This window comes from Pseudomonas sp. RL (assembly GCF_000647775.1).
In the GTDB taxonomy this organism is placed as follows: domain Bacteria; phylum Pseudomonadota; class Gammaproteobacteria; order Pseudomonadales; family Pseudomonadaceae; genus Serpens; species Serpens flexibilis.
Genome location: NZ_JBOY01000151.1, coordinates 1 through 22068, shown reverse-complemented (window position 1 = coordinate 22068; position 22068 = coordinate 1). Strand labels below are relative to the sequence as shown.

Annotated in this window: 22 protein-coding genes and 1 pseudogene; 19 read left to right on the top strand and 4 right to left on the bottom strand. The window is 67.0% G+C overall.

What is annotated here, in order from left to right; translation table 11 throughout:
* A partial coding sequence (locus AS93_RS0117260; RefSeq protein WP_155956182.1) for an HDOD domain-containing protein occupies positions 1–913 on the bottom strand: 913 nt, incomplete at its 3' end.
* 104 nt (positions 914–1017) lie between these two features.
* Between AS93_RS0117260 and motA the strand changes: the two genes are divergently transcribed.
* Positions 1018–1869 (top strand): flagellar motor stator protein MotA, encoded by an 852-nt coding sequence (motA, locus tag AS93_RS0117255; RefSeq protein ID WP_027591751.1) that lies wholly within the window; start codon positions 1018–1020, stop codon positions 1867–1869.
* 9 nt (positions 1870–1878) lie between these two features.
* Positions 1879–2862, top strand: coding sequence for a flagellar motor protein MotB (gene motB, locus AS93_RS0117250; protein ID WP_027591750.1), 984 nt, complete (start codon positions 1879–1881; stop codon positions 2860–2862).
* Positions 2863–2918: 56 nt separating this feature from the next.
* Here the strand turns inward: motB and rsgA are convergent, their stop codons facing one another.
* The gene (rsgA, locus tag AS93_RS0117245) at positions 2919–3938 is read right to left on the bottom strand and encodes a small ribosomal subunit biogenesis GTPase RsgA (RefSeq protein ID WP_027591749.1); all 1020 of its coding nucleotides are present in this window, start codon (positions 3936–3938) and stop codon (positions 2919–2921) included.
* 159 nt (positions 3939–4097) lie between these two features.
* On the opposite strand from rsgA, the gene orn reads away from it, so the two are divergent.
* Positions 4098–4640, top strand: a complete 543-nt coding sequence (orn, locus tag AS93_RS0117240) for an oligoribonuclease (protein WP_027591748.1) — start codon at positions 4098–4100, stop codon at positions 4638–4640.
* A 142-nt stretch (positions 4641–4782) separates the two neighbouring features.
* Here the strand turns inward: orn and queG are convergent, their stop codons facing one another.
* Positions 4783–5847, bottom strand: a complete 1065-nt coding sequence (queG, locus tag AS93_RS0117235) for a tRNA epoxyqueuosine(34) reductase QueG (protein ID WP_027591747.1) — start codon at positions 5845–5847, stop codon at positions 4783–4785.
* 57 nt (positions 5848–5904) lie between these two features.
* Here queG and AS93_RS0117230 point away from each other — a divergent pair, with 57 nt between their 5' ends.
* The 16 genes from AS93_RS0117230 to AS93_RS0117155 all read left to right on the top strand — a co-directional run bounded on the left by AS93_RS0117230 (position 5905) and on the right by AS93_RS0117155 (position 21634).
* Positions 5905–7404, top strand: a complete 1500-nt coding sequence (locus tag AS93_RS0117230; RefSeq protein WP_027591746.1) for a bifunctional ADP-dependent NAD(P)H-hydrate dehydratase/NAD(P)H-hydrate epimerase — start codon at positions 5905–5907, stop codon at positions 7402–7404.
* Entirely contained in the window at positions 7392–7859 is a 468-nt protein-coding gene (gene tsaE / locus AS93_RS0117225; protein ID WP_027591745.1) for a tRNA (adenosine(37)-N6)-threonylcarbamoyltransferase complex ATPase subunit type 1 TsaE, read from the top strand. Before AS93_RS0117230 ends, tsaE begins: the two co-directional genes overlap by 13 nt.
* Positions 7860–7879: 20 nt before the next feature.
* Positions 7880–9271 (top strand): N-acetylmuramoyl-L-alanine amidase, encoded by a 1392-nt coding sequence (locus AS93_RS0117220; protein WP_027591744.1) that lies wholly within the window; start codon positions 7880–7882, stop codon positions 9269–9271.
* Complete coding sequence (gene mutL / locus AS93_RS0117215) at positions 9268–11142, top strand: DNA mismatch repair endonuclease MutL (protein ID WP_027591743.1); 1875 nt, start codon at positions 9268–9270, stop codon at positions 11140–11142. Before AS93_RS0117220 ends, mutL begins: the two co-directional genes overlap by 4 nt.
* A gap of 187 nt (positions 11143–11329) precedes the next feature.
* Positions 11330–12301 (top strand): tRNA (adenosine(37)-N6)-dimethylallyltransferase MiaA, encoded by a 972-nt coding sequence (miaA, locus tag AS93_RS0117210; RefSeq protein ID WP_027591742.1) that lies wholly within the window; start codon positions 11330–11332, stop codon positions 12299–12301.
* Positions 12302–12391: 90 nt separating this feature from the next.
* Positions 12392–12646, top strand: a complete 255-nt coding sequence (gene hfq, locus AS93_RS0117205) for an RNA chaperone Hfq (RefSeq protein ID WP_027591741.1) — start codon at positions 12392–12394, stop codon at positions 12644–12646.
* Between the two features lie 12 nt (positions 12647–12658).
* The gene (gene hflX, locus AS93_RS0117200) at positions 12659–13960 is read left to right on the top strand and encodes a ribosome rescue GTPase HflX (protein WP_027591740.1); all 1302 of its coding nucleotides are present in this window, start codon (positions 12659–12661) and stop codon (positions 13958–13960) included.
* 96 nt (positions 13961–14056) lie between these two features.
* Positions 14057–15232: an FtsH protease activity modulator HflK gene (hflK, locus tag AS93_RS0117195; RefSeq protein WP_027591739.1), complete on the top strand. Its 1176-nt coding sequence runs from the start codon at positions 14057–14059 to the stop codon at positions 15230–15232.
* Positions 15232–16101: a protease modulator HflC gene (gene hflC, locus AS93_RS0117190; protein WP_027591738.1), complete on the top strand. Its 870-nt coding sequence runs from the start codon at positions 15232–15234 to the stop codon at positions 16099–16101. Before hflK ends, hflC begins: the two co-directional genes overlap by 1 nt.
* A 111-nt stretch (positions 16102–16212) precedes the next feature.
* A complete protein-coding gene (locus tag AS93_RS0117185; RefSeq protein WP_027591737.1) occupies positions 16213–16398 on the top strand; it encodes a DUF2065 family protein in 186 nt (61 codons plus the stop codon).
* 20 nt (positions 16399–16418) lie between these two features.
* Positions 16419–17606, top strand: coding sequence for an ATP phosphoribosyltransferase regulatory subunit (locus AS93_RS0117180; RefSeq protein ID WP_027591736.1), 1188 nt, complete (start codon positions 16419–16421; stop codon positions 17604–17606).
* A gap of 54 nt (positions 17607–17660) precedes the next feature.
* Positions 17661–18956 (top strand): adenylosuccinate synthase, encoded by a 1296-nt coding sequence (locus AS93_RS0117175; RefSeq protein ID WP_027591735.1) that lies wholly within the window; start codon positions 17661–17663, stop codon positions 18954–18956.
* Between the two features lie 138 nt (positions 18957–19094).
* The gene (locus AS93_RS0117170; protein WP_027591734.1) at positions 19095–19421 is read left to right on the top strand and encodes a metalloregulator ArsR/SmtB family transcription factor; all 327 of its coding nucleotides are present in this window, start codon (positions 19095–19097) and stop codon (positions 19419–19421) included.
* Between the two features lie 5 nt (positions 19422–19426).
* Positions 19427–20785 carry an FAD/NAD(P)-binding oxidoreductase gene (locus AS93_RS0117165; protein WP_051587527.1) on the top strand — a complete coding sequence of 453 codons (1359 nt, stop codon included), beginning with the start codon at positions 19427–19429 and terminating at the stop codon, positions 20783–20785.
* Between the two features lie 18 nt (positions 20786–20803).
* Positions 20804–21166, top strand: a complete 363-nt coding sequence (locus AS93_RS0117160; RefSeq protein WP_027591732.1) for a DUF5368 domain-containing protein — start codon at positions 20804–20806, stop codon at positions 21164–21166.
* Between the two features lie 99 nt (positions 21167–21265).
* Positions 21266–21634, top strand: coding sequence for a DsrE family protein (locus AS93_RS0117155; protein ID WP_027591731.1), 369 nt, complete (start codon positions 21266–21268; stop codon positions 21632–21634).
* 194 nt (positions 21635–21828) lie between these two features.
* On the opposite strand, the pseudogene AS93_RS20900 reads toward AS93_RS0117155, so the two are convergent.
* Positions 21829–22068, bottom strand: a pseudogene (locus AS93_RS20900) (hypothetical protein); the annotation flags it as partial.

Sequence of the window (22068 nt, the reverse complement as noted above, 5' to 3'; positions counted from 1 at the left end):
TGTCCGCCGCCAGACCGTGAATCTGCGTCTGCACGCGCGCCAGGGGCAGGTCGAGATAGAGCGCCGTCAGTCGCTGCCAGCGCAGGCTGCGGGCATCATCCCAGGCGCTGTGGGCGGCCAGCGCCAGGGCGTTGGCGAACAGGGCGCTGTGGCTGGGGCGGGTCAGCCAGCGCAACTGCTCGGAGTCCTCGTCCTGCAGGCGCTGCAGCGGGTGCGTGCCGGGCCGCCGTGCCAGGCGCAGGCAACGGATCAGGGCGTCGCGCTCCTGGCCCAGCGCCTGGTAGCCGAGGATCACCGCCTCGGGCAGCCGCCAGCGTCGGGCCAGCGCCAGGCCCAGTTCCACCAGCGGCACGCCGAACAGATCCTGTTCCACCGTGCGGGCCGGCTGGTGCTCGCCGATCACACGCGCTTCCCAGCGTTGCAGCAGGTCGGGGAAGGCCTGGGCCAGCGCCCAGAACGGCGCCAGGAACAGCAGGCTGGCGCAGAGAATCTCGCCCTCCAGGCGCGCCATGCGGGTGGCGAACAGGCCGGCGGCCTGGTGTTGGGCGTGCTGGCTGATCAGGAGCAACTGGATCAGGGTCGGCGGCAGGGTGGTCGCGTTGCGTTCCGGAAGTTCCTGCAGGATGGTCGCGGCGCGACTCAGGCCGAGGCGTACCAGGGCGCTTTCCAGGTGCTCGCTGTCACTGCCCAGCGGGCCGGGTGCGTGGCGATTGGCTTCGCGCAAGAGGGCCAGGGTCAGGGCCGGACAGGTCTGCAGTCGCTGGGCGATGATGCGCAGCGGACGGTCGCCACGGCGCAGTTCGCGGTGCAACTGCTCGCGTTGCCGGTCGGAAATGGGCAGGCTCGTCGCGTCCAGGCGTGCAAGCCAGGCGTCGAGGCTGCGGGGCGGCGCGGAAGGGTCTGGCATGGGCATTGGCGCGTACCTGAAAAATTCGCCTTCAGTTTGCCTGAAGGGCGCCGATAACCACTAGGGCATAACCGGTCGTCCGCTTCCTCCAGGATTCGTAGTCTTCAGTCATGGCAAAAATCATCGGTATTCTCGTCGTATTCAGCAGCGTGCTGGGCGGCTTCGCGCTCGCGGGCGGCAAGATCATGGCGCTGATCCATCCGTTCGAGCTGATCATCATCGGTGGTGCGGCGCTGGGCGCGTTCATCCAGTCGAACCGTGGCCACAACTCGTGGCGCATCATCAAGAAATCGCTGCGCATGTTCAGCTCGCGCTACAACCGGGCCTATTACCTGGAAGTGCTGCGGCTGATCTACGACATCCTCACCAAGAGCCGGCGTGAAGGCATGATGGCCATCGAGGGCGACATCGAGGAACCCCACGAAAGTCCCATCTTCGCCAAGTACCCTAGCGTGCTGAACGACGAGCGCATGGTGGCGTACATCTGCGACTACCTGCGCATCATGACCAGCGGCAACATGGCCGCTCACGAGCTGGAAAACCTCTTCGAAATGGAGCTGGCCAGCCTCAAGGAAGAGCTGCACCACCCCTCCCACTCGGTGGGCAAGGTGGCCGACGCGCTGCCGGGCTTCGGTATCGTCGCCGCAGTGCTGGGCATTGTGATGACCATGGCCCTGCTCGGCGAAGCCGAGCAGGCGCGCATCGGTGAAAGCGTGGCGGCGGCGCTGGTGGGTACCTTCCTTGGTATCCTGGCCGCCTACGGCTTCATCGGCCCGCTGTCGGTGTGCCTGGAGCAGGACGCCCGCGAGGAGCTGAACGTCTACGAGGCCATCAAGGCCAGCCTGATCGCCTCGGCCTCCGGCCTGCCGCCGACCCTGGCGGTGGAGTTCGGACGCAAGGTGCTGCTGCCGGGGCATCGGCCCAGCTTCCAGGAGCTGGAACAGGCGATGCGCGGGAGCTGATGACAGGCGATGGAAAACAACCAGCCCATCATCATCAAGCGCATCAAGCGCTATGACAGCGGCCATCACGGTGGCTCCTGGAAGATCGCCCTGGCCGACTTCATGACCGCCATGATGGCGTTCTTCCTGGTGCTCTGGCTGATGTCGGTGTCCACGCCGCTGCAGCGGGCGATCATCTCCGGCTACTTCAAGGACCCGATCGGCTTCAGCGGCTCGACCAGCAAGCACGTCATCGACCTGGGCGGCTCGCCGCACCCGGCGCCGGATCGCACCCAGAACGTCGAGCTGAACGGTCCGCTCAGCGAGGGACTGAGCAATCCGGTGGACGTCGACGAGATCAGCAACCTGTCCGCCGAGCTGGATTTCGAGCGTCTGGAAATGCTGCGCCTGGAGCTGCAGAACGTCATCGAGGAAAGCCCCGAGCTGCAGCGTTTCAAGGACCAGATCCTGATCGAGAGCACCCGCGACGGGCTGCGCATCCAGATCATGGATTCGGAGAATCGCCCGATGTTCGCCCTGGGCAGCGACCGCATGGAAGAGTACTTCGAGGACATCCTGCTGGCCCTGGGCGACACTCTGGTCACCGTGCCGAACAAGATCACCCTCAGCGGCCATACCGATGCTCGTCAGTACTCGGCGGCGCGCGGTTTCGAGGGCAACTGGGAGCTGTCCACCCAGCGCGCCAACGCCGCCCGCCGGGCGCTGGTGGCCGGTGGCTATCCGGAGGAGAACGTTGCCCAGGTGGTCGGTTACGCCTCAGCGGCGCTGTACAACCGCGCCGATCCCTACAGTCCGGCCAACCGCCGCATCGATATCGTGGTGCTGACCCGTAAGGCGCAGCGGGCGATGGAAGGCGAGCCGGATGGCTCGGGTGGCCGCCTCCCTGCGCCGCAGGAGGCGCCGCCGCCGCCGGTGCCGGCCGAGGAGGTGAAGCAGCGCATGGACCTGTTCCGCGACGGCCCGCTGCAGATGGATGAGCTGAAGCAGCAATAAGGCCAGCCCCCCTCTCCCCGACCCTCTCCCGCGAGGGGAAAGGGGGGGGTGCGCTGCTAGTACTCGCGTTCCGGCAGGCTGGCGATGATGTGCCGGTAGCTGGCCAGTCGCTGCGGCTGGATGCGTCCTTCCTCCAGCGCCTGCAGCAGGGCGCAACCGGGTTCCCGGTCGTGGCGGCAGTCGCGGAAGCGGCAGCGACCGAGCAGTTCGCGGAATTCGATGAAGCCGGCTTCTACATCGTCGCGGCTGACATGGCCCAGACCGAATTCGCGGATGCCGGGCGAGTCGATCAGGTCGCCGCCCTCCGGGAAATGGAACAACCGCGCCGTGGTGGTGGTGTGCGTGCCCTTGCCGGTCAGTTCCGAGAGCGCGCCGACCTTCAGGTCGACCCCCGGCAGCAGGCTGTTGACCAGCGACGACTTGCCCACCCCCGACTGGCCGACGAACACGCTGATGCGGTCATCCAATGCCGCGCGCAGCTGGTCCATACCGGCGCCTTCGTGGGCGGAAACTTCCAGCAAGGGGTAGTCGAGCTGCCGATAGGTGGTCAGCAGGCTGTCGATGAACGCCGCGTTGTCCTCATCGAGCAGGTCGGCCTTGTTGAGCAGCAGCAACGGGCGGATGCCGGCGTGCTCGGCGGCGATCAGATAGCGGTCGATCAGGTTGGCGTGCGGCTGCGGCAGTGGCGCGAAGACGATGACGATCTGATCGACATTCGCCGCCACCGGCTTGAGCTGGCCGCGGCTGTCCGGCCGGCACAGTTCGCTGCTGCGCGGCAGCTGGGCGACGATCACCCCCTGGCCCTGGTTGCCGGCACGCCACACCACCCGGTCGCCAGTGACCAGCGTGGGCAGGTTGGCGCGCAGGTGGCAGCGGCAGATCTGCCCGTCGCCGTCTTCGACATCCACCTGCACGCCGAAATGGGCAATCACCAGACCGTGCTGTTCCGGGCCCAGGTCGCCGCCTTCCAGCTCGTCGAGCATGCGCTCCTCGCGCTTGGCGGCGCGGGCGGCGCGCTCTTCCTGGATCTTGCCGATGCGCCAGTTTTGCCGGCGAGAGAGTTGGCGTTTGGACATGCTGGAGCCTGGTCGGGGGAGGGCGCGCATTCTATCACGGCGCGCCGGGGCGCCCGGGGTGCGACGATTCGTTCTGGCAAAGCGCCGTCAGGAAGCGGAGTATTTGATTCGGACGGTCGGACCACTAGACTGCGCCGCCCCGACCCAAGGAGCCCCGTCATGCTGAATGCCCAGAACCTGATCTGGATCGACCTGGAAATGACCGGTCTAGATCCGGACAATGACCAGATCATCGAAATGGCCACCATCGTCACCGACAGCCAGCTCAATGTGCTGGCCGAAGGCCCGGTGATCGCCATCCACCAGAGCGACGACATCCTCGCCGGCATGGATGAATGGAATACCCGCACCCATGGCCAGTCCGGGCTGACCCGGCGCGTGCGCGAAAGCCGGATTGAAACCGCCGAGGCCGAGGCGCTAACCCTGGCCTTCCTGGAGGAATGGGTGCCCAAGGGCGCCTCGCCGATCTGCGGCAACAGCATCTGCCAGGACCGCCGCTTCCTCTACCGCCACATGCCGACCCTGGAAGCCTATTTTCACTACCGCAACCTGGACGTCTCCACCCTGAAGATCCTCGCCGACCTGTGGGCGCCGGCCGTGAAGGAAAGCTTCCAGAAAAAGGGCAGCCACCTGGCACTGGACGACATCCGCGAATCCATCGCCGAGCTGCGCCACTACCGCGAGCATTTCATCAAGGCGTGAGGGCCGCGTGGGGCGGTCAGCGTTCTTCTGGCCGCCAGCCGGGTGCGCACCGAGCCCAAACGCTCGCGAACGAATCCGCTCCCACCGGTTGAGCTCGGTGCCGCCTTTGTGGGAGCGAAGTTGTCCGCGAGCTTTCCGAACGCTACCCCCGCCCGTGCCGCGCCAGCGCCCAGGCCACATGCTCGCGCACCAGCTCCGACGGGTCGTCGCGCCGCAGCTCCAGCGCCTCGATCACCGCGATGGTGCTCGGCGCGTTGCCCAGCCCCACCGCCAGGTTGCGCAGCCAGCGCTGGTAGCCGGCGCGGCGCAGTGGCGAGCCCTCGGTGCGCTGCAGGAACTCCTCCTCGCTCCAGCGGAACAGCGCGGCCAGCTGGCTGTTGTCCAGGTCGTGACGCGGCAGGAAATCGCTTTCGCCAGTGGGGCGCGCGAAGCGGTTCCACGGGCAGACCAGCTGGCAGTCGTCGCAGCCGAACACCCGGTTGCCTATCAGCGGTCGCAGCTCCAGCGGAATCGCCCCCTTGAGCTCGATGGTCAGGTAGGAGATGCAGCGTCGCGCATCCAGCAAGCGTTCCCCGGCGAACGCGCCGGTCGGGCAGATGTCCAGGCAGGCCCGGCAGGAGCCGCAGTGCTCGCGGTTGTGGGGCTCGTCCATCGGCACTGGCAGGTCGACGAACAGCTCGCCGAGGAAGAACCAGCTGCCGGCCTGGCGGTTCAGCAGCAGGGTGTTCTTGCCGATCCAGCCGAGGCCCGCCTGCTGGGCCAGCGCCTTCTCCAGCACCGGTGCGCTGTCCACAAAGGCGCGATAGCCAAACGGACCGACCACGCTCTGGATGCGCTCGGCCAGTTGCTGCAGGCGCTTGCGCACCAGCTTGTGGTAGTCGCGGCCCAGCGCGTAGCGCGATACATAGGCCTGCTCCGGGTCGGCCAGGCGTTCGGCCATGCCGGTGTCGCCGGGCAGGTAGTCCATGCGTACCGAGATCACCCGGCGGGTGCCTTCCACCAGTTCGGCTGGCCGTGAGCGCTTGTGACCGTGGGCGGCCATGTAGTCCATCTCGCCCTGGTAGCCGGCGGCCAGCCAGTCCTGCAGATATTGCTCATGTGTGCCGAGGTCGACATCGGCGATGCCTACCTGCTGGAAGCCCAGCTCGCGGCCCCAGTCCTTGATGGACCGGGCCAGGGTGTCGAGATCGGGAAACGTGGCGGACATGGCGGGGCGGCGGGCTGGTGAAGATGCGTATAATTCTGCCAGACATCGGAGCTACCCATGGCACCCGCTCGCGACCCACTGCCCATTCCCCTCTATTCCGCTGCTCAGGTGCGTGACCTCGACGCCCGGCTGATCGCCGCCGGCACGCCGGGGTTCGAACTGATGCAGCGCGCCGCGCATGCCGCCTGGCGCGCGCTGCGCCAGCGCTGGCCGGATGCCCGGCAACTGACCGTGCTGGCCGGACGCGGCAACAATGCCGGCGACGGTTATCTGCTGGCGGCCCTGGCCGTGCGTGCCGGACTTGAGGTGCGCGTGCTGGCGGTGTGCGATCCCGCCGAGCTACGGGGCGATGCCGCGCTGGCGCATGCCGAGGCCCGCCAGGGCGGCGCGTCAATCGAGCCCTGGCGGGCCGATGCGAACCTGGCCGGCGTGCTGGTCGATGCGCTGCTGGGCACCGGCCTGCAGGGCGAAGTGCGCGAGCCCTATGCCGCCGCCATCGCCGCCATGAACGCCAGCGGCCTGCCGGTTCTCGCCGTGGACATTCCCTCGGGTCTGTGCGCCGACAGCGGCCGGGCGCTGGGCAGTGTGGTGTGCGCGCAACTGACAGTGACCTTCATCGGTCTGAAGTTCGGCCTGTTCAGCGGCGTGGGCCCGGACGTGGTGGGCGAGCTGCGCTTCGCCGACCTGCAGGCCGACGCGGCGCTGGTCGCGGCCACACCCTGGCTGGCGCAACGCCTGGATGGCTCGGTGGTGCCGCGCCTGGCGCCGCGTCGGCCCACCGATCACAAGGGCCGCTTCGGTCATGTGCTGGTGGTGGGCGGCGAACGCGGCACCGGCGGCGCCGGCCTGCTCGCGGCGGAAATGGCCTTGCGCAGCGGTGCGGGCCTGGTATCGCTGGCGACCCGGCCGGATAACACCGCCGCTTCCCTGGCGCGTTGTCCCGAAGTGATGGCCGCCGGCGTGTCCTCCGCCAACCAGCTGATGCCGTTGCTGGATCGCGCCAGTCAGCTGGTGGTCGGGCCGGGGCTGGGGCAGGGCGCCTGGGGGCGTAGCCTGCTGTCCGCCGCGGCGGCCTCTGGCAAGCCGCAGGTCTGGGATGCCGATGCGCTGAACCTGTTGGCTGCGGGCGCGGCTCGTTTGCCGAGTGATGCGCTGCTGACGCCGCATCCCGGCGAGGCGGCGCGGCTGTTGGGTGTCGATACCCGGGAGATCCAGGCCGACCGTCGCGGAGCGGCGCTGGCACTGGCCCGGCGCTACGGCGCCGTGGTGGTGCTCAAGGGGGCCGGCAGCCTGGTCGCCGCGCCGGACGGTCGGCTGGTGCTCTGCGATCAGGGCCATCCGGCAATGGCCAGCGCCGGGCTCGGCGATGTGCTGGCCGGCCTGCTGGCTGCGTTGCGTGCCCAGGGATTACAGGCCTTCGAGGCCGCCGCTCTCGGTGTCTGGCTGCATGCCCGCGCGGGAGTCCGGCTCGGCGCCGGCGGTCGCGGGCTGGCTGCCCGCGACCTGATGACTGTCATACGAGAAGTGCTGGAGGAGCATGCCCCATGTCTGAACTGATGCTGTATGCCGCCGACGAAGCGACCATGCTGGCCCTGGGCGCGCGCCTGGCGACGGTCAGCGAGGGCCGGGGCGTGATCTACCTGCACGGCGACCTGGGCGCCGGCAAGACCACGCTGTCGCGCGGCATCGTGCGCGGCTTCGGGCATACCGGGGCGGTCAAGAGTCCGACCTTCACCCTGGTGGAACCCTATGAGCTGGGCGCGGCGCGCATCTATCACTTCGACCTGTACCGCCTGGTCGACCCCGAGGAGCTGGAGTTCCTCGGCATTCGCGACTATTTCACCGGTGATGCCCTGTGCCTGGTGGAGTGGCCGCAGCGCGGCGTCGGCGTTTTGCCAAGGGCGGACCTGGACATTACCATTACCCCCCATGAAGCCGGTCGCGCGCTGCGCCTGAGCCCGCGTAGCCCGCGCGGCGAGGCCTGGTGTCGAGCGCTGGCGCTGCCGGAATGAGCAAGCGGATGGAGAAACTGATGCGAGTCGCCGCTGCGTTCGTCGGGATTGCGATGCTCCTGGGGCTGACGGCGGAAGCCATGGCCGTCGAGGTGCGGGGCGTGCGCCTGTGGCGGGCTCCGGACAATACCCGCCTGGTCTTCGACCTCGGCGGCCCGACCGAACACAGCGTGTTCACGCTCAGCGCGCCGGATCGCCTGGTGATCGACATTCCGGCCGGCCAGATGAAGGCTGCGCTGGACCAGCTCTCCGTGGAGAACACCCCCATCAAGGGGCTGCGTTCCGCCCAGCGCACGCCCAGTGAACTGCGCATCGTCGTGGACCTGGGCGCACGGGTGACGCCCCGCAGCTTCACCCTCCCGCCCAACCAGCAGTACGGCCATCGCCTGGTGGTGGACCTGTACGACGAAGGCGCGGCGCCGGAGACCCCTGCTGCAACGGCGACCGCGGCGGCCGTGCCACCGGTCCGGCTGGCCCCCTCGCCAAGCGCCAAGCGCGACGTGCTGATCGCCATCGATGCCGGTCATGGCGGCGAAGATCCCGGTGCGCTGGGGCCGCGCGGCGTGCGCGAAAAGGACGTGGTGCTGGCCATCGCCCGAGAGCTGCAGCGCCAGATCAACGCCGAAAAGGGCTTCAAGGCCCAGTTGGTGCGTACCGGCGACTATTTCATTCCATTGCGCAAGCGCACCGAGATCGCCCGCAAGATGGGCGCCGACCTGTTCGTTTCCGTGCACGCCGATGCCGCACCGCGCACCTCGGCCTCCGGGGCATCGGTGTTCGCCCTGTCCGACCGGGGCGCGACCTCGGAAACCGCGCGCTGGCTGGCCGACACGGAAAACCGCTCAGACCTGATCGGCGGCGACGGTGGCGTCAGTCTGGACGACAAGAACCCCATGCTGGCCGGTGTGCTGCTCGACCTGTCGATGACCGCCTCGCTGTCCTCCAGCCTGGATGTCGGCCAGAAGGTGTTGACGCAGATGGGCCGCGTCACGCCGCTGCACAAGCGGCGCGTGGAGCAGGCCGGGTTCATGGTGCTCAAGTCCCCGGACATTCCCTCGATTCTGGTGGAGACCGGCTTCATCACCAATCCGGGCGAGGCCAGCAAGCTGCAGAAGTCCAGCCACCAGCAGGCACTGGCCCGTTCGATTCATCAGGGCATCCGCCAGTTCTTCCATGCCAGCCCGCCGCCGGGCACGCTGCTGGCCTGGGAACGGGACGCCAAGTTGCTGGCCGAAGCCGCGCCGATCGCGCGCACCCACGTGGTCAGCGCCGGTGAGAACCTGCTGCAGATCGCCCAGCGCTACCAGGTCAGCCTGGCCAGCCTGCGCCGAGCCAACAACCTGAATAGCGACATGATCCGCATTGGCCAGTCCCTGCGCATCCCCGCCACCAGCCTGGCGGTGCAGCCATGAGTGAAACTCGTCGTATCCAGCTGCTCAGTCCGCGGCTGGCCAACCAGATCGCCGCCGGCGAGGTGGTCGAGCGCCCGGCCTCGGTGATCAAGGAGCTGCTGGAGAATTGCCTGGATGCCGGTGCCCGGCGCATCGACGTGGATGTGGAACAGGGCGGTATCAAGCTGTTGCGCGTGCGTGACGATGGCGGCGGCATTCCGGCCGACGACCTGCCGCTGGCCCTGGCGCGCCATGCCACCAGCAAGATCCGCGAGCTGGACGATCTGGAAGCGGTCAGCAGCCTGGGCTTTCGTGGCGAGGCGCTGGCCTCGATCAGTTCGGTGTCGCGCCTGACCCTGACCTCGCGCACCGCCGATGCCGGCCAGGCCTGGCAGGTGGAAACCGAGGGGCGTGACATGGAGGCGCGCGTGCAGCCGGCGGCGCATCCGGTCGGCACTACCGTGGAAGTGCGCGACCTGTTCTTCAACACCCCGGCGCGGCGCAAGTTCCTGCGCACCGAGAAGACCGAGTTCGAGCACCTGCAGGAAGTCATCAGACGCCTGGCGCTGGCGCGCTTCGATGTGGCCTTCCATTTGCGCCACAACGGCAAGAGCGTGCTGGCGCTGCATGAAGCATCCGACGCACAGACCCGTGCGCGCCGCGTGGCGGCGGTGTGCGGGCCGGCCTTCCTGGAGCAGGCGCTGCCGGTGGAGATCGAGCGCAACGGCCTGCGCCTGTGGGGCTGGGTCGGCCTGCCGACCTTCTCGCGCAGCCAGGCGGACCTGCAGTACTTCTACGTCAACGGTCGCATGGTGCGCGACAAGCTGGTTGCTCACGCGGTGCGCCAGGCCTACCGCGACGTGCTCTACAACGGCCGGCATCCGACCTTCGTGCTGTTCCTGGAGCTCGATCCGGCGACGGTGGATGTCAACGTGCATCCGACCAAGCACGAGGTGCGCTTCCGCGACAGCCGCACCATTCACGACTTTCTCTACGGCACCCTGCATCGCGCCCTGGGCGAGGTGCGTCCGGAGGATCAGCTGGCCGCACCGGCCGCTGTCGCGCCGATGGTCCGCCCCACGGGGTTGGACGCCGGCGAATTCGGCCCGCAGGCGGAAATGAGTCTGGCCGCCACGGTGCTGGAGCGGCCCGCCGACGTCCCCGCCTGGCGACCCGCCAACGGGGGCGGCTATGCACCGCGCGGCGTGCAGCCGGTGCCGGCGGCTGAGCTGCAGGGCGCCTACCGCGAATACTTCGCCCCGCTGCCAGCTGCCGAGGTGGCGCCGCTGCCGGAATCCAGCGGTGACATTCCCCCGCTGGGCTACGCCCTGGCCCAGCTCAAGGGCGTCTACATCCTGGCCGAGAACGCCCTGGGTCTGGTGCTGGTGGACATGCACGCGGCCCACGAGCGCATCACCTACGAGCGGCTGAAGACCGCCATGGCCAGCGAGGGGTTACGCGGCCAGCCGTTGCTGGTGCCGGAAAGCCTGGCGGTCAGCCAGCGCGAGGCGGATTGCGCCGAGGAACACTACGCCTGGTTCCAGCGCCTGGGTTTCGAGCTTCAGCGCCTGGGGCCGGAGAGCCTGGCCATCCGCCAGATCCCGGTACTGCTCAAGCAGGCCCAGGCCGGACAGCTGGTGCGCGACGTGCTGGCCGATCTGCTGGAATACGGCAGCAGCGACCGCATCCAGGCACACCTCAACGAGCTGCTGGCGACCATGGCCTGCCACGGCGCGGTGCGTGCCAACCGCCGCCTAACCGTGCCGGAGATGAACGCCCTGCTGCGCGATATGGAACACACCGAGCGCAGCGGCCAGTGCAACCACGGTCGGCCGACCTGGACGCAGCTGGGTATGGACGACCTGGACAAGCTGTTCCTGCGCGGCAGGTAATCGGCCATGGGTACTGTCCATGCGGGCCAACGCGTCACGTTGACCAGCCCATGCATAGTTGGTAGGTCGTAGGGCGGTCGGCGCTTTCCCGACCGCCGCTGCGGTGTCGTGGGCGTTGGGCGCACGCTCGCTTGCAGCCGGCGGCCGGCAACTGGAAACTATGCAGCCATCCGCTGTGAGTCCCTCGATGTCCTCCCTGCCTCCCGCCATCTTCCTCATGGGCCCGACCGCCGCCGGCAAGACCGACCTGGCGCTGGCGCTGGCACGCGCGCTGCCTGTCGAGCTGATCAGCGTTGATTCGGCGCTGGTTTACCGGGGCATGGACATCGGCACCGCCAAGCCGGAGCCGGAGGTGCTCGCCGAGTTTCCGCACCGGCTGATCGATATCCGCGATCCGGTGGAAAGCTACTCGGCCGCCGAGTTTCGCGTCGATGCCTTGCAGGCCATGGCGGACATCACCGCCCGGGGGCGCATTCCGCTGCTGGTCGGCGGCACCATGCTTTATTACAAGACATTGCTGGGTGGCCTTGCCGACATGCCCAGCGCCGACCCTGCGGTGCGCGCCGAGCTCGAGCGTCAGGCTGCCGAACTGGGCCTGGCCGAGCTGCATCGCCAACTGGCCGCCGTCGATCCCGAGTCCGCCGCGCGCATTCATCCCAATGACCCGCAGCGGCTGGTGCGCGCCCTGGAGGTGTACCGCGTCAGCGGTGTGAGCATGAGCGAACACCGCCGTCGACAGGCCCTGGAAAATGCTTCGCAGCCCGGCGCCGGGACGGCAGGTTTGCCGTATACTGTCGCGCAATTTGCGATCGCGCCGGGTCTGCGCTCCGTTCTGCACGAGCGTATCGCCCGGCGTTTCCATCTCATGCTGGAACAGGGTTTCGTCGAAGAAGTCGAACGATTGCGCCAGCGAGGTGACTTGCACGCCGGGCTGCCGTCTATACGAGCGGTGGGCTACCGTCAGGTCTGGGAGTATCTCGAGGGGCAGCTGGATCGCGCCGATATGGTCGAGCGCGGCATCATTGCCACTCGTCAGCTGGCCAAGCGGCAGTACACCTGGTTGCGAGGCTGGCAGGGCCTGCAATGGCTCGACAGCCAGGCTTGCGACAACCTGTCACGCGCCTTGAAATGCCTGGAGTCGGTCTCCATATTGGGCTGATCCGTACTGATGCTGTCTATCCTTCGAGGGGATGCCGAGCCGTTGCAATCCCCCGCTTACGTTCTCATTTCCATTGATAGGAGTTTTGCAATGTCAAAAGGGCACTCGCTACAAGACCCTTACCTCAACACCCTGCGTAAGGAACGCGTACCGGTTTCCATCTATCTGGTCAATGGCATCAAGCTGCAGGGCCAGATCGAGTCCTTCGACCAGTTTGTCATCCTGCTAAAGAACACCGTCAGCCAGATGGTCTACAAGCACGCCATCTCCACCGTAGTGCCGAGCCGCCCGGTCCGTCTGCCGAATGCCGGCGAGTCCGAGACCGCCGAGTCCGGCAACGCCTGATAGGAGTCCATCTTGTTCTTCGAGCGCCCTGGTGGTGGAGAAAGGGCCATTCTGGTGCATCTGGAAGGCCAGGACCCGGAAGCGCGTGAAGACCCGCAGGAGTTCCAGGAGCTGGCCAACTCGGCCGGTGCCGACACGGTGGCATTCGTCAGCGTGTCGCGGCATCAGCCGAGCGCCAAGTTCCTGATCGGCAGCGGCAAGGTCGAGGAGATTCGCGACCTGGTCAAGGCCGAGGACGTCGAGCTGGTCATCTTCAATCACACCCTCACCCCGAGCCAGGAGCGCAACCTGGAGCGGGAGTTCGAGTGCCGGGTGCTGGACCGCACCGGGCTGATTCTCGACATCTTCGCCCAGCGCGCCCGTACCCACGAGGGCAAGCTGCAGGTGGAGCTCGCCCAGCTGGAGCACATGAGCACGCGCCTGGTGCGCGGCTGGACTCACCTTGAGCGCCAGAAGGGCGGTATCGGCCTGCGCGGCCCGGGTGAAACCCAGCTGGAAACCGACCGCCGCCTGTTGCGGGTGCGCATCCGGCAGATCAAGTCCCGTCTGGAGAAGGTGCGCAGCCAGCGCGAGCAGGCGCGGCGCGGCCGTCGCCGCGCGGATATCCCCTCGGTCTCGCTGGTGGGTTATACCAACGCGGGCAAGTCGACCCTGTTCAACGCCCTGACCACCTCCGAGGTGTATGCCGCCAACCAGTTGTTCGCCACGCTGGATCCGACCCTGCGGCGTCTGGAGCTGGACGATCTCGGGCCGGTGATCCTGGCGGACACCGTAGGTTTCATTCGCCACCTGCCGCACAAGCTGGTGGAGGCGTTCCGTGCCACGCTGGAGGAGTCCAGCAACGCCGACCTGTTATTGCACGTGATCGATTCCCATGAACCGGAGCGTGACCAGCAGATCGACCAGGTCCTGCGCGTGCTAGGCGAGATCGGCGCCGACCAGTTGCCCATGCTCGAGGTGTACAACAAGATCGACCTGCTCGAAGGCGTGGAGCCGCAGATTCAGCGTGACGGCGAGGGCAAGCCGCAGCGGGTCTGGCTGTCGGCCCGCGAGGGGAAAGGTCTGGACCTGCTGCGCCAGGCCATCGCCGAACTGCTCGGCGAGGATCTGTTCGTCGGTACCCTGTGCCTGCCGCAGCGCCTGGGGCGCCTGCGCGCACAGTTCTTCGAGCTGGGGGCCGTGCAGGAAGAAACCCATGATGAACGGGGGGCCAGCCTGCTGTCGGTGCGCCTGCCGCGCATCGAGCTGAACCGGCTGGTCAGTCGCGAGGGGCTGCAGCCGAGCGAATTCCTGGCGCAACACACTTTGCAATAATGCCCGGGTGGGCAACTTTGCCGCCTCCGTGCGGCATTCGGTAGCATTGAGCGGCGCGCCGCGGGCGCGCCTTCGCTTTATCTGATGGAGAGCGCTATGGCTTGGAACGAGCCGGGTGGCAACTCGAACAACAATGATCAGGATCCCTGGGGCGGCCGCCGTGGCGGCGATCGCAAGGGTCCGCCCGATCTGGACGAGGCCTTCCGCAAGCTGCAGGACAGCCTCAACGGCATGTTCGGCGGCAAGAAATCCTCTGGGGGCGGCGCCGCCGGCGGCCGCAAGGGTGGTGGCTTCGGTCTGATCGCCATTGTCGTCGCCGTGCTGGCGGTGATGTGGCTGTACAGCGCCATCTACGTGGTGGACGAGCAGGAACAGGCGGTGGTGCTGCGTTTCGGCGAGTACTACGAAACCGTCGGTCCGGGCCTGAACATCTATTTCCCGCCGATCGACCGCAAGTTCCAGGAAAACGTCACCCGCGAGCGGGCGTATTCCAAGCAGGGCCAGATGCTCACCGAGGACGAGAATATCGTCGAGGTGCCGCTGACCGTGCAGTACAAGATCTCCAACCTGAAGGACTTCGTGCTCAACGTCGACCAGCCGGAGGTGAGCCTGCAGCATGCCACCGACAGTGCGCTGCGCCATGTGGTCGGTTCGACCGCCATGGACCAGGTGCTGACCGAGGGCCGTGAACAGGTGGCAACCGACACCCGCGAGCGCCTGCAGCGCTTCCTGGACAACTACCGCACCGGCATTACCGTCACCCAGGTGAACGTGCAGAGCGCCGCCGCGCCCAAGGAAGTGCAGGAAGCCTTCGACGACGTGATCCGTGCCCGTGAAGACGAGCAGCGCGAGAAGAACCAGGCCGAAGCCTATGCCAACGGCGTGATTCCGGAAGCGCGTGGTCAGGCCCAGCGCATCATCGAGGAGGCCAGCGGTTACCGCGATGCCGTCGTGTCCCGCGCCGAAGGTGAGGCCGCACGCTTCAAGCTGCTGCTGGCCGAGTACCGCAAGGCGCCGCAGGTCACTCGCGAACGTCTCTACCTGGAAACCATGCAGGAAATCTACGGCAACACCAGCAAGGTGCTGGTCGCTGGCGACAAGGGGCAGAACAACCTGCTCTACCTGCCGCTGGACAAGATGGTTCAGGGGCGCGCCGCCGCGCCGGGCAACGCGCAATCCGGCGCTGCGACCACGCCGAGCGCCGCCGATACCGCCGCGCGCATCGTGCGGGAGATGGAACAGCGTGATCTGCGTACGAGGGAGAGCCGCTGATGAGCAATAAATCGCTGGCTGCCCTGATTGTCGGGGTGGTGGTGGCGCTGGTCGCCTGGAACAGTTTCTACATCGTTCAGCAGACCGAGAAGGCCGTGCTGCTGCGCTTCGGCAAGGTGGTCGAGGGCGACGTGCAGCCGGGCCTGCATGTGAAGATCCCGCTGGTCGACAAGGTGCGCACCTTCGATGCGCGTCTGCTGACCCTGGATACCGCCACTGCGCGCTTCCTGACCCTGGAAAAGAAAGCGGTGATGGTGGACGCCTTCGCCAAGTGGCGCGTGGCCAATGCCGAGCAGTTCTACACCGCGACCTCGGGCCTCAAGCAGATCGCCGACGAGCGCCTGGCGCGTCGTCTGGAAGCCGGCCTGCGCGACCAGTTCGGTAAGCGCACCCTGCACGAAGTGGTATCCGGCGAGCGCGATGCGCTGATGGCCGAGATCACCGCCTCCATGGATCGCATGGCGCGTCGTGAACTGGGCATCGAGGTGCTGGACGTGCGTGTCAAGGCCATCGATCTGCCGCGCGAAGTCAACCGCAGCGTGTTCGAGCGCATGAGCACCGAGCGTGAGCGCGAAGCGCGTGAACACCGTGCCAAGGGTCGCGAGCTGGCCGAAGGTATCCGCGCCGATGCTGATCGTCAGCGCCGCGTACTGCTCGCCGAAGCCTATCGTGAAGCCGAGGAAACCCGTGGTCAGGGCGATGCCCGGGCGGCGGCGATCTATGCCCAGGCCTACTCGCAGGATCCGGAGTTCTACGCGTTCCACCGCAGCCTGCAGGCCATGCGCGACAGCTTCAACGACAAGAGCGACGTGCTGGTGCTTGATCCCAGCAGCGACTTCTTCCGCTACATGCAGAAAAGCAAGCCCTGACGCGGTGCCATCCGGCGAGCCATGCTGCTCGCCGGATGACCCACAGGCAAAAGGTTGTTATCATCCGCCAGCCGGGCCAAACCCGGCTTTTTTACGTCTGCGTGAATAAGCATGTGGCAGGAACTCGGTATTGCCCTGTGTCTGATGCTGGTGCTGGAAGGCATCCTGCCCTTCCTGTTCCCGCAGCGTTGGCGCGCGGCGTTCAGTCAGCTATTGCAGCTGTCCGACCGTCAGCTGCGCTGGATGGGGCTGGTCAGCATGCTGCTGGGCACCGCCCTCCTGTATCTGCTTCGTTAAGGTTTGCCCGGGGAGGCGAAATGGCAACGGTAGATCGCTGGCTGCTGCCAGATGGCATCGAGGAAGTTCTGCCGCCGGAAGCGGCGCGCATCGAAGCAGCCCGCCGCCAGGTGCTCGACCTGTTTCAGCGCTGGGGCTACGAGTTCGTGGTCACCCCGCACATTGAATTCATTGAATCCCTGCTGACCGGCGCCGGCCAGGATCTGGACCTGCGTACCTTCAAGGTCACCGACCCGCAATCCGGTCGGCAGATGGGTTTCCGCGCCGACATCACACCGCAGGTCGCGCGCATGGACGCCCACAGCCTGCGCCGCGAAGGTCCGGTGCGCCTGTGCTACGCCGGCAGCGTGCTGCAGGCCCGTCCGCGCGCGCTGAGCACCTCGCGCAGCCCGATCCAGCTGGGTGCCGAACTCTATGGCGATGCCAGTCCGGCCAGTGATGTCGAAGTCATCAGCCTGATGCTCGACATGCTTGAGCTGGCGGCGGTGCCCAACGTACACATGGACCTGGGCCACGTCGGCATCTATCGCGGTCTGGCCGCTGTCGCCGGGCTGACTGGCGAGGCCGAGCAGCGCCTGTTCGACGCCCTGCAGCGCAAGGCGGTGGACGAGATCGAAACGCTGACCGCAGACCTGCCGGAATCCCTGGCTCGCATGCTGCGCGCCCTCGCCGAGCTGTGTGGCGGGCGAGAGGTGCTCGACCTGGCGCAGGCCTGTCTGGTGGATGCACCGGACGACGTGCACGCGGCGCTCGACGAGCTGGTGGGCATCGCCGATCTGCTGGAGATGCGCTACCCGGAGCTGCCGCTGTACTTCGACCTGGGCGAGCTGCGTGGCTACCACTACCACACCGGAGTGGTGTTCGCGGCCTTCGTGCCGGGCGTGGGCCAGTCGATCGCCCAGGGTGGCCGTTACGACGACATCGGCGCGGTGTTCGGCCGTGCCCGTCCGGCCACCGGCTTCTCCACCGATCTGAAGGCGCTCATCGATCTCGGCACGCGCGAAAGCGTCGCTGCGCCGGCTGGCATCTGGGCGCCCGACAGCCATGATTTCTATCTCTGGCAGGCCGTGCAGCGCCTGCGCAAGGCCGGCGAGCGGGTGGTTCAGGCGCTGCCGGGGCAGGACCTCGACGCGGCGGTCGCGGCCGGTTGCGATCGTCAGTTGCTGATCCGCGATGGCCAGTGGCAGGCCGTGGCGCTGAATTCCTGAGACTTTTTCCGCCGGCCCGTGCCGGCTACCGAGCTTCCGAAGAGGACAAGTGTTATGGGTAAGAACGTCGTCGTCCTGGGCACCCAGTGGGGTGATGAGGGCAAGGGCAAGATCGTCGACCTGCTGACCGACCAGGCCGCCGCAGTGGTGCGCTACCAGGGCGGTCACAACGCCGGCCACACCCTGGTGATCGACGGCGAGAAGACCGTCCTGCACCTGATTCCGTCCGGCATCCTGCGCGAGAACGTGCAGTGCCTGATCGGCAACGGCGTGGTGGTGGCTCCCGACGCCCTGATGCGCGAAATCACCAAGCTGGAAGAGAAGGGCGTGCCGGTGCGCGAGCGCCTGCGCATCAGCCCGTCCTGCACCCTGATCCTGCCGTACCACGTGGCACTGGATCAGGCCCGCGAGGCGGCTCGCGCGGAAGGCAAGATCGGCACCACCGGCCGTGGCATTGGCCCGGCCTACGAGGACAAGGTAGCGCGTCGCGGCCTGCGCATCGCCGACCTGTTCAACCCCGAGCGCTTCGCTGCCAAGCTCAAGGAATTGCTGGAATACCACAACTTCGTCCTGCAGAACTTCTACAAGGTCGAGCCGGTGGACTTCCAGAAGACCCTCGACGAGGCGCTGGGCTACGCCGACATCCTCAAGCCGATGGTCGCCGACGTCGCCGCGCGCCTGCACGAGCTGCGCAAGGCTGGCGCCTGCATCATGTTCGAGGGCGCCCAGGGCTCGCTGCTGGACATCGACCACGGCACCTACCCCTACGTGACCAGCTCCAGCACCACCGCCGGCGGTACCGCGACCGGTTCCGGCTTCGGCCCGCTGTACCTGGACTACATCCTGGGCATCACCAAGGCCTACACCACCCGCGTCGGCTCTGGTCCGTTCCCCACCGAGCTGTTCGACGAGGTCGGCGCGCGCCTGGCCAGCGTCGGTCACGAATTCGGCTCGACCACGGGCCGTGCCCGTCGTTGCGGCTGGTTCGACGCGGTGATCCTGCGTCGCGCCATCGAGATCAACTCCATCTCCGGCCTGTGCCTGACCAAGCTGGACGTGCTGGACGGCCTGGAAACCGTGAAGCTCTGCGTGGGCTACAAGGATGCCAGCGGCCAACTGCTGGCCGAGGCGCCGACCGAGTCCGACAGCTATGTCGGCCTGCAGCCGGTGTTCGAGGAAATGCCGGGCTGGAGCGAATCCACCGTCGGCGCCCAGCGTCTGGAGGACCTGCCGGCCAACGCCCGCGCGTATATCAAGCGCATCGAGGAACTGGTCGGCGCGCCGATCGACATCATCTCCACCGGCCCGGATCGCAACGAGACCATCGTGCTGCGCCATCCCTACGCCTGATCGCGCCGTTCGCGAAACCAAATCCCCGGTGGAAGCCTGCTTCCACCGGGGATTTTTTTTGTGGCCGGATTACCAAGGTCGTATCCGGACAATCTATAAATTTATATATAGTTTTTTTGTAAAGAGTGGACGGTAACCATGCAGGACACCCCAACCACCCGTGTCGATGATCTGCGCCGCCATGCCGGAGCAGCCTGCAATCTGCTCAAGGTGCTCGCCAATGAGGACCGACTCCTGCTGCTGTGCCAGCTGAAGGACGGGCCCCATGCGGTCTGCGAGCTGGAAGCGGCGCTGGGCATTCGCCAGCCAACGCTTTCCCAGCAGCTGGCGGTGCTGCGCCAGAATGCGCTGGTGAGCACGGAGCGGGACGGCAAGCACATCCGGTACAGCCTGGCCAACGCCGATGTCGAGCGGATCATGCGCACGTTGTGGGAGATCTATTGCGCTTCGCACCAACAGGAGTAGGGAGCATGAAAAGCGATAACAAGAACAACACCGGGCCCGACGAAGGGCTCCTGAGGGAACCGCTGAGCCGACGGACCTTCATGCAGCTGTCGGCGCTCGGAGCCGGCGCCCTGCTGCTCAAGCCCGGTGCCGCCCAAGCCGCCCCGAAGCTGCGCAGCGCCGCCCGGATCGTCATCGCCGGGGCCGGGGCGGCTGGCCTGGCAACCGCCTCGCGACTGGCCGCACGGCTGGAAGGCGCGACCATCACACTCATCGATGCGCGCAAGGCGCACTACTACCAGCCCGGCTTCACCCTGGTGGCCTCCGGCATCAAGCCGGCCAACTACGTGACTTCGAGCACCGCCGATTATGTGCCGCACGGCGTGGAGTTCATCGAGGAGCGCGTCGCGGAGATCGACCCCGAGGGCAACACGGTGGTCACCGCCTCGGGGCGCAGCGTGCCCTACGACTTCCTGGTGGTCGCCACCGGCCTGCAGCTGGACTACGCCGCCATCGAGGGCATGGATGAACGCCTGATCGGCCAGAACGGTCTGGGCAGCATCTACCACAGCCCGGCGGCGGCCGAGGCCACCTGGCGGCAGATGTCCGAGTTCGCCGACAAGGGCGGCGTGGGCGTGTTCCTGCGCCCGGGTACCGAGATGAAATGTGCCGGCGCCCCGCTGAAGTACACCTTCGTCACCGAGGACTACCTGACCCGTCGGGGCAATCGTGGCAAGGCGGAGATCATCTACAACGCCAACAACAAGGCGCTGTTCAGCGTGCCGATCGTTTCGGAAAAGGTACGCATGCTGTTCCAGCAGCGCGACATCAAGGTCAACTACGACCGCGTGCTGCAGTCCATCGACCCGGGCCGGCGCATCGGCACCTTCCGCACCCCGGAGGGCACCACCGAGATGGGTTACGACTTCATCAACGTGATTCCGCCGATGAAGGCGCCGGACGTGGTGCGCAACAGCCCGCTGCCCTGGCAGCAGGGCGCCTGGGGCAACGAGGGCTGGCTGGAGGTGGACAAGCACACCCTGCGCCACGTGCGCTATCCGAACGTGTTCGGGGTCGGCGACATCGCCGGCGTGCCGAAGGGCAAGACCGCCGCCAGCGTGAAATGGCAGGTGCCGGTGGCCGTCGAGCACCTGCTGGCCGACATCGCCGGTACCGAATCGACGGCCCGCTACGACGGCTACACCTCCTGCCCGCTGATCACCCGTCTGGGTCGGGCGATGCTCATCGAGTTCGACTACCAGAACAACCTCACTCCTTCGTTCCCGGGGGTGATCGCGCCGCTGGAAGAGCTGTGGACCAGCTGGGTGGTCAAGACCATGGGCCTCAAGCCCACCTACATCAGCATGCTGCGCGGTCACGCCTGAACCGCCGAGGAATCCGTCATGAAAGAACTCGATCCGATGATCCTGCTGGCCGTGTTCCTGGAAATGCTCGGCCCGCTGCTCTGGCTGCTGCTGGCGATGGTGCTGCTCGGCACCGCGGCCTTCGTGGCCCTGCTGGTACGCGAGCGCGGCATCGCGGCCAGCCGGCTGGTGCGCGCTCAGTTGGTAGGTCTGGTTGGTGGTGTGCTGGCGCTGGTGCTGATGGCCACGGTGTCGTCGTCCGGTTTCACCGACGCTGCCGGTCCGATCGACTGGATCCTCATCGTGCTGGTCTATGGTCTGGGCATGCTTGGCACCATGGTGCTGGTCTACACCGTAGCCGGCTGGACGCGCCTGCTACGCCGCCAGGGCGCGGCTGGCTAGCCGGATACGGCCGTTCAGGTGTCCCAGCCCGGAAGGCAGGTCAATGGACGCCCGGCAATGTCGGGCGTCTCTCTTTCATCCATCCGCGGGAGAATCCCCATGAGCAGCACTCGCTTCGTCGCCACCCTGTTCGATGGCCGTGGCAACCCCAACAAGGTCACCGTCGCCTTCACCATGGCACTCAATGCCCGCATGAAGGGGCACGACACCACCCTGATCCTGATGGCCGAGGCGGTCGAGCTGGGTCAGCCCGGCGCCATCGACCTGGATATCGGCGCGCCCTTCGAACCGGTGGACGCACTGCTTGGGCGCTACCGGGAGCTGGGCGGCAAGATCGCCATCTGCTCGGCATGCATGCAGCACAACGGCCTCACCGCGCAGGACATGGTGCCCGATTACGCCATCATTACCGCGCCGCAGGTCATCGACCTGCTGATGGAAGCCGGCGGCTCGCTGCAGATCACCTGAGGCGAGAAGCGCCGACCGGTGGGCGCCGTAGGGTAGACAACGCGCAGCCTTGTCTACCGATGCCACGGCGCGCGGCGCTGGTGGGAAATCGCTGCGCGAGTTTCCCACCCTACGGTCCCTACAGCCGTGAGCCTTAACGTGGGGCGGTCTGCGCCGTTCCGGCCGCCGTTTGCCTATTACCCGGGCGCCCAGCCTCAGCGCTGGGCGAGGCGGGCGCTGGCCTGCTGGAAGAAGCCTTCGTCCAGCTGGCCGGCGAGGGCGGCCAGACGCAGCTCCTGCAGGAACAGCGTGGCGCGTACCTGGGCCAGCTCCAGCTCGGCGGCGGCGGCGGCGTTTTCCGCATCCAGCAGGTCCTGGGTGCTGCGTTCGCCGGTCTTGCGACCGATGCGCGTCGCCGCCAGGCGCGCCTGGCTGGCTTCGGCGGCGGCGGCCAG

Coding starts and splice junctions, on each gene's coding strand:
- motA (WP_027591751.1), top strand. CDS start 1,018: ATGGCAAAAATCATCGGTATTCTCGTCGTATTCAGCAGCGTGCTGGGC.
- motB (WP_027591750.1), top strand. CDS start 1,879: ATGGAAAACAACCAGCCCATCATCATCAAGCGCATCAAGCGCTATGAC.
- rsgA (WP_027591749.1), bottom strand. CDS start 3,938: ATGTCCAAACGCCAACTCTCTCGCCGGCAAAACTGGCGCATCGGCAAG.
- orn (WP_027591748.1), top strand. CDS start 4,098: ATGCTGAATGCCCAGAACCTGATCTGGATCGACCTGGAAATGACCGGT.
- queG (WP_027591747.1), bottom strand. CDS start 5,847: ATGTCCGCCACGTTTCCCGATCTCGACACCCTGGCCCGGTCCATCAAG.
- AS93_RS0117230 (WP_027591746.1), top strand. CDS start 5,905: ATGGCACCCGCTCGCGACCCACTGCCCATTCCCCTCTATTCCGCTGCT.
- tsaE (WP_027591745.1), top strand. CDS start 7,392: ATGTCTGAACTGATGCTGTATGCCGCCGACGAAGCGACCATGCTGGCC.
- AS93_RS0117220 (WP_027591744.1), top strand. CDS start 7,880: ATGCGAGTCGCCGCTGCGTTCGTCGGGATTGCGATGCTCCTGGGGCTG.
- mutL (WP_027591743.1), top strand. CDS start 9,268: ATGAGTGAAACTCGTCGTATCCAGCTGCTCAGTCCGCGGCTGGCCAAC.
- miaA (WP_027591742.1), top strand. CDS start 11,330: ATGTCCTCCCTGCCTCCCGCCATCTTCCTCATGGGCCCGACCGCCGCC.
- hfq (WP_027591741.1), top strand. CDS start 12,392: ATGTCAAAAGGGCACTCGCTACAAGACCCTTACCTCAACACCCTGCGT.
- hflK (WP_027591739.1), top strand. CDS start 14,057: ATGGCTTGGAACGAGCCGGGTGGCAACTCGAACAACAATGATCAGGAT.
- hflC (WP_027591738.1), top strand. CDS start 15,232: ATGAGCAATAAATCGCTGGCTGCCCTGATTGTCGGGGTGGTGGTGGCG.
- AS93_RS0117185 (WP_027591737.1), top strand. CDS start 16,213: ATGTGGCAGGAACTCGGTATTGCCCTGTGTCTGATGCTGGTGCTGGAA.
- AS93_RS0117180 (WP_027591736.1), top strand. CDS start 16,419: ATGGCAACGGTAGATCGCTGGCTGCTGCCAGATGGCATCGAGGAAGTT.
- AS93_RS0117175 (WP_027591735.1), top strand. CDS start 17,661: ATGGGTAAGAACGTCGTCGTCCTGGGCACCCAGTGGGGTGATGAGGGC.
- AS93_RS0117170 (WP_027591734.1), top strand. CDS start 19,095: ATGCAGGACACCCCAACCACCCGTGTCGATGATCTGCGCCGCCATGCC.
- AS93_RS0117165 (WP_051587527.1), top strand. CDS start 19,427: ATGAAAAGCGATAACAAGAACAACACCGGGCCCGACGAAGGGCTCCTG.
- AS93_RS0117160 (WP_027591732.1), top strand. CDS start 20,804: ATGAAAGAACTCGATCCGATGATCCTGCTGGCCGTGTTCCTGGAAATG.
- AS93_RS0117155 (WP_027591731.1), top strand. CDS start 21,266: ATGAGCAGCACTCGCTTCGTCGCCACCCTGTTCGATGGCCGTGGCAAC.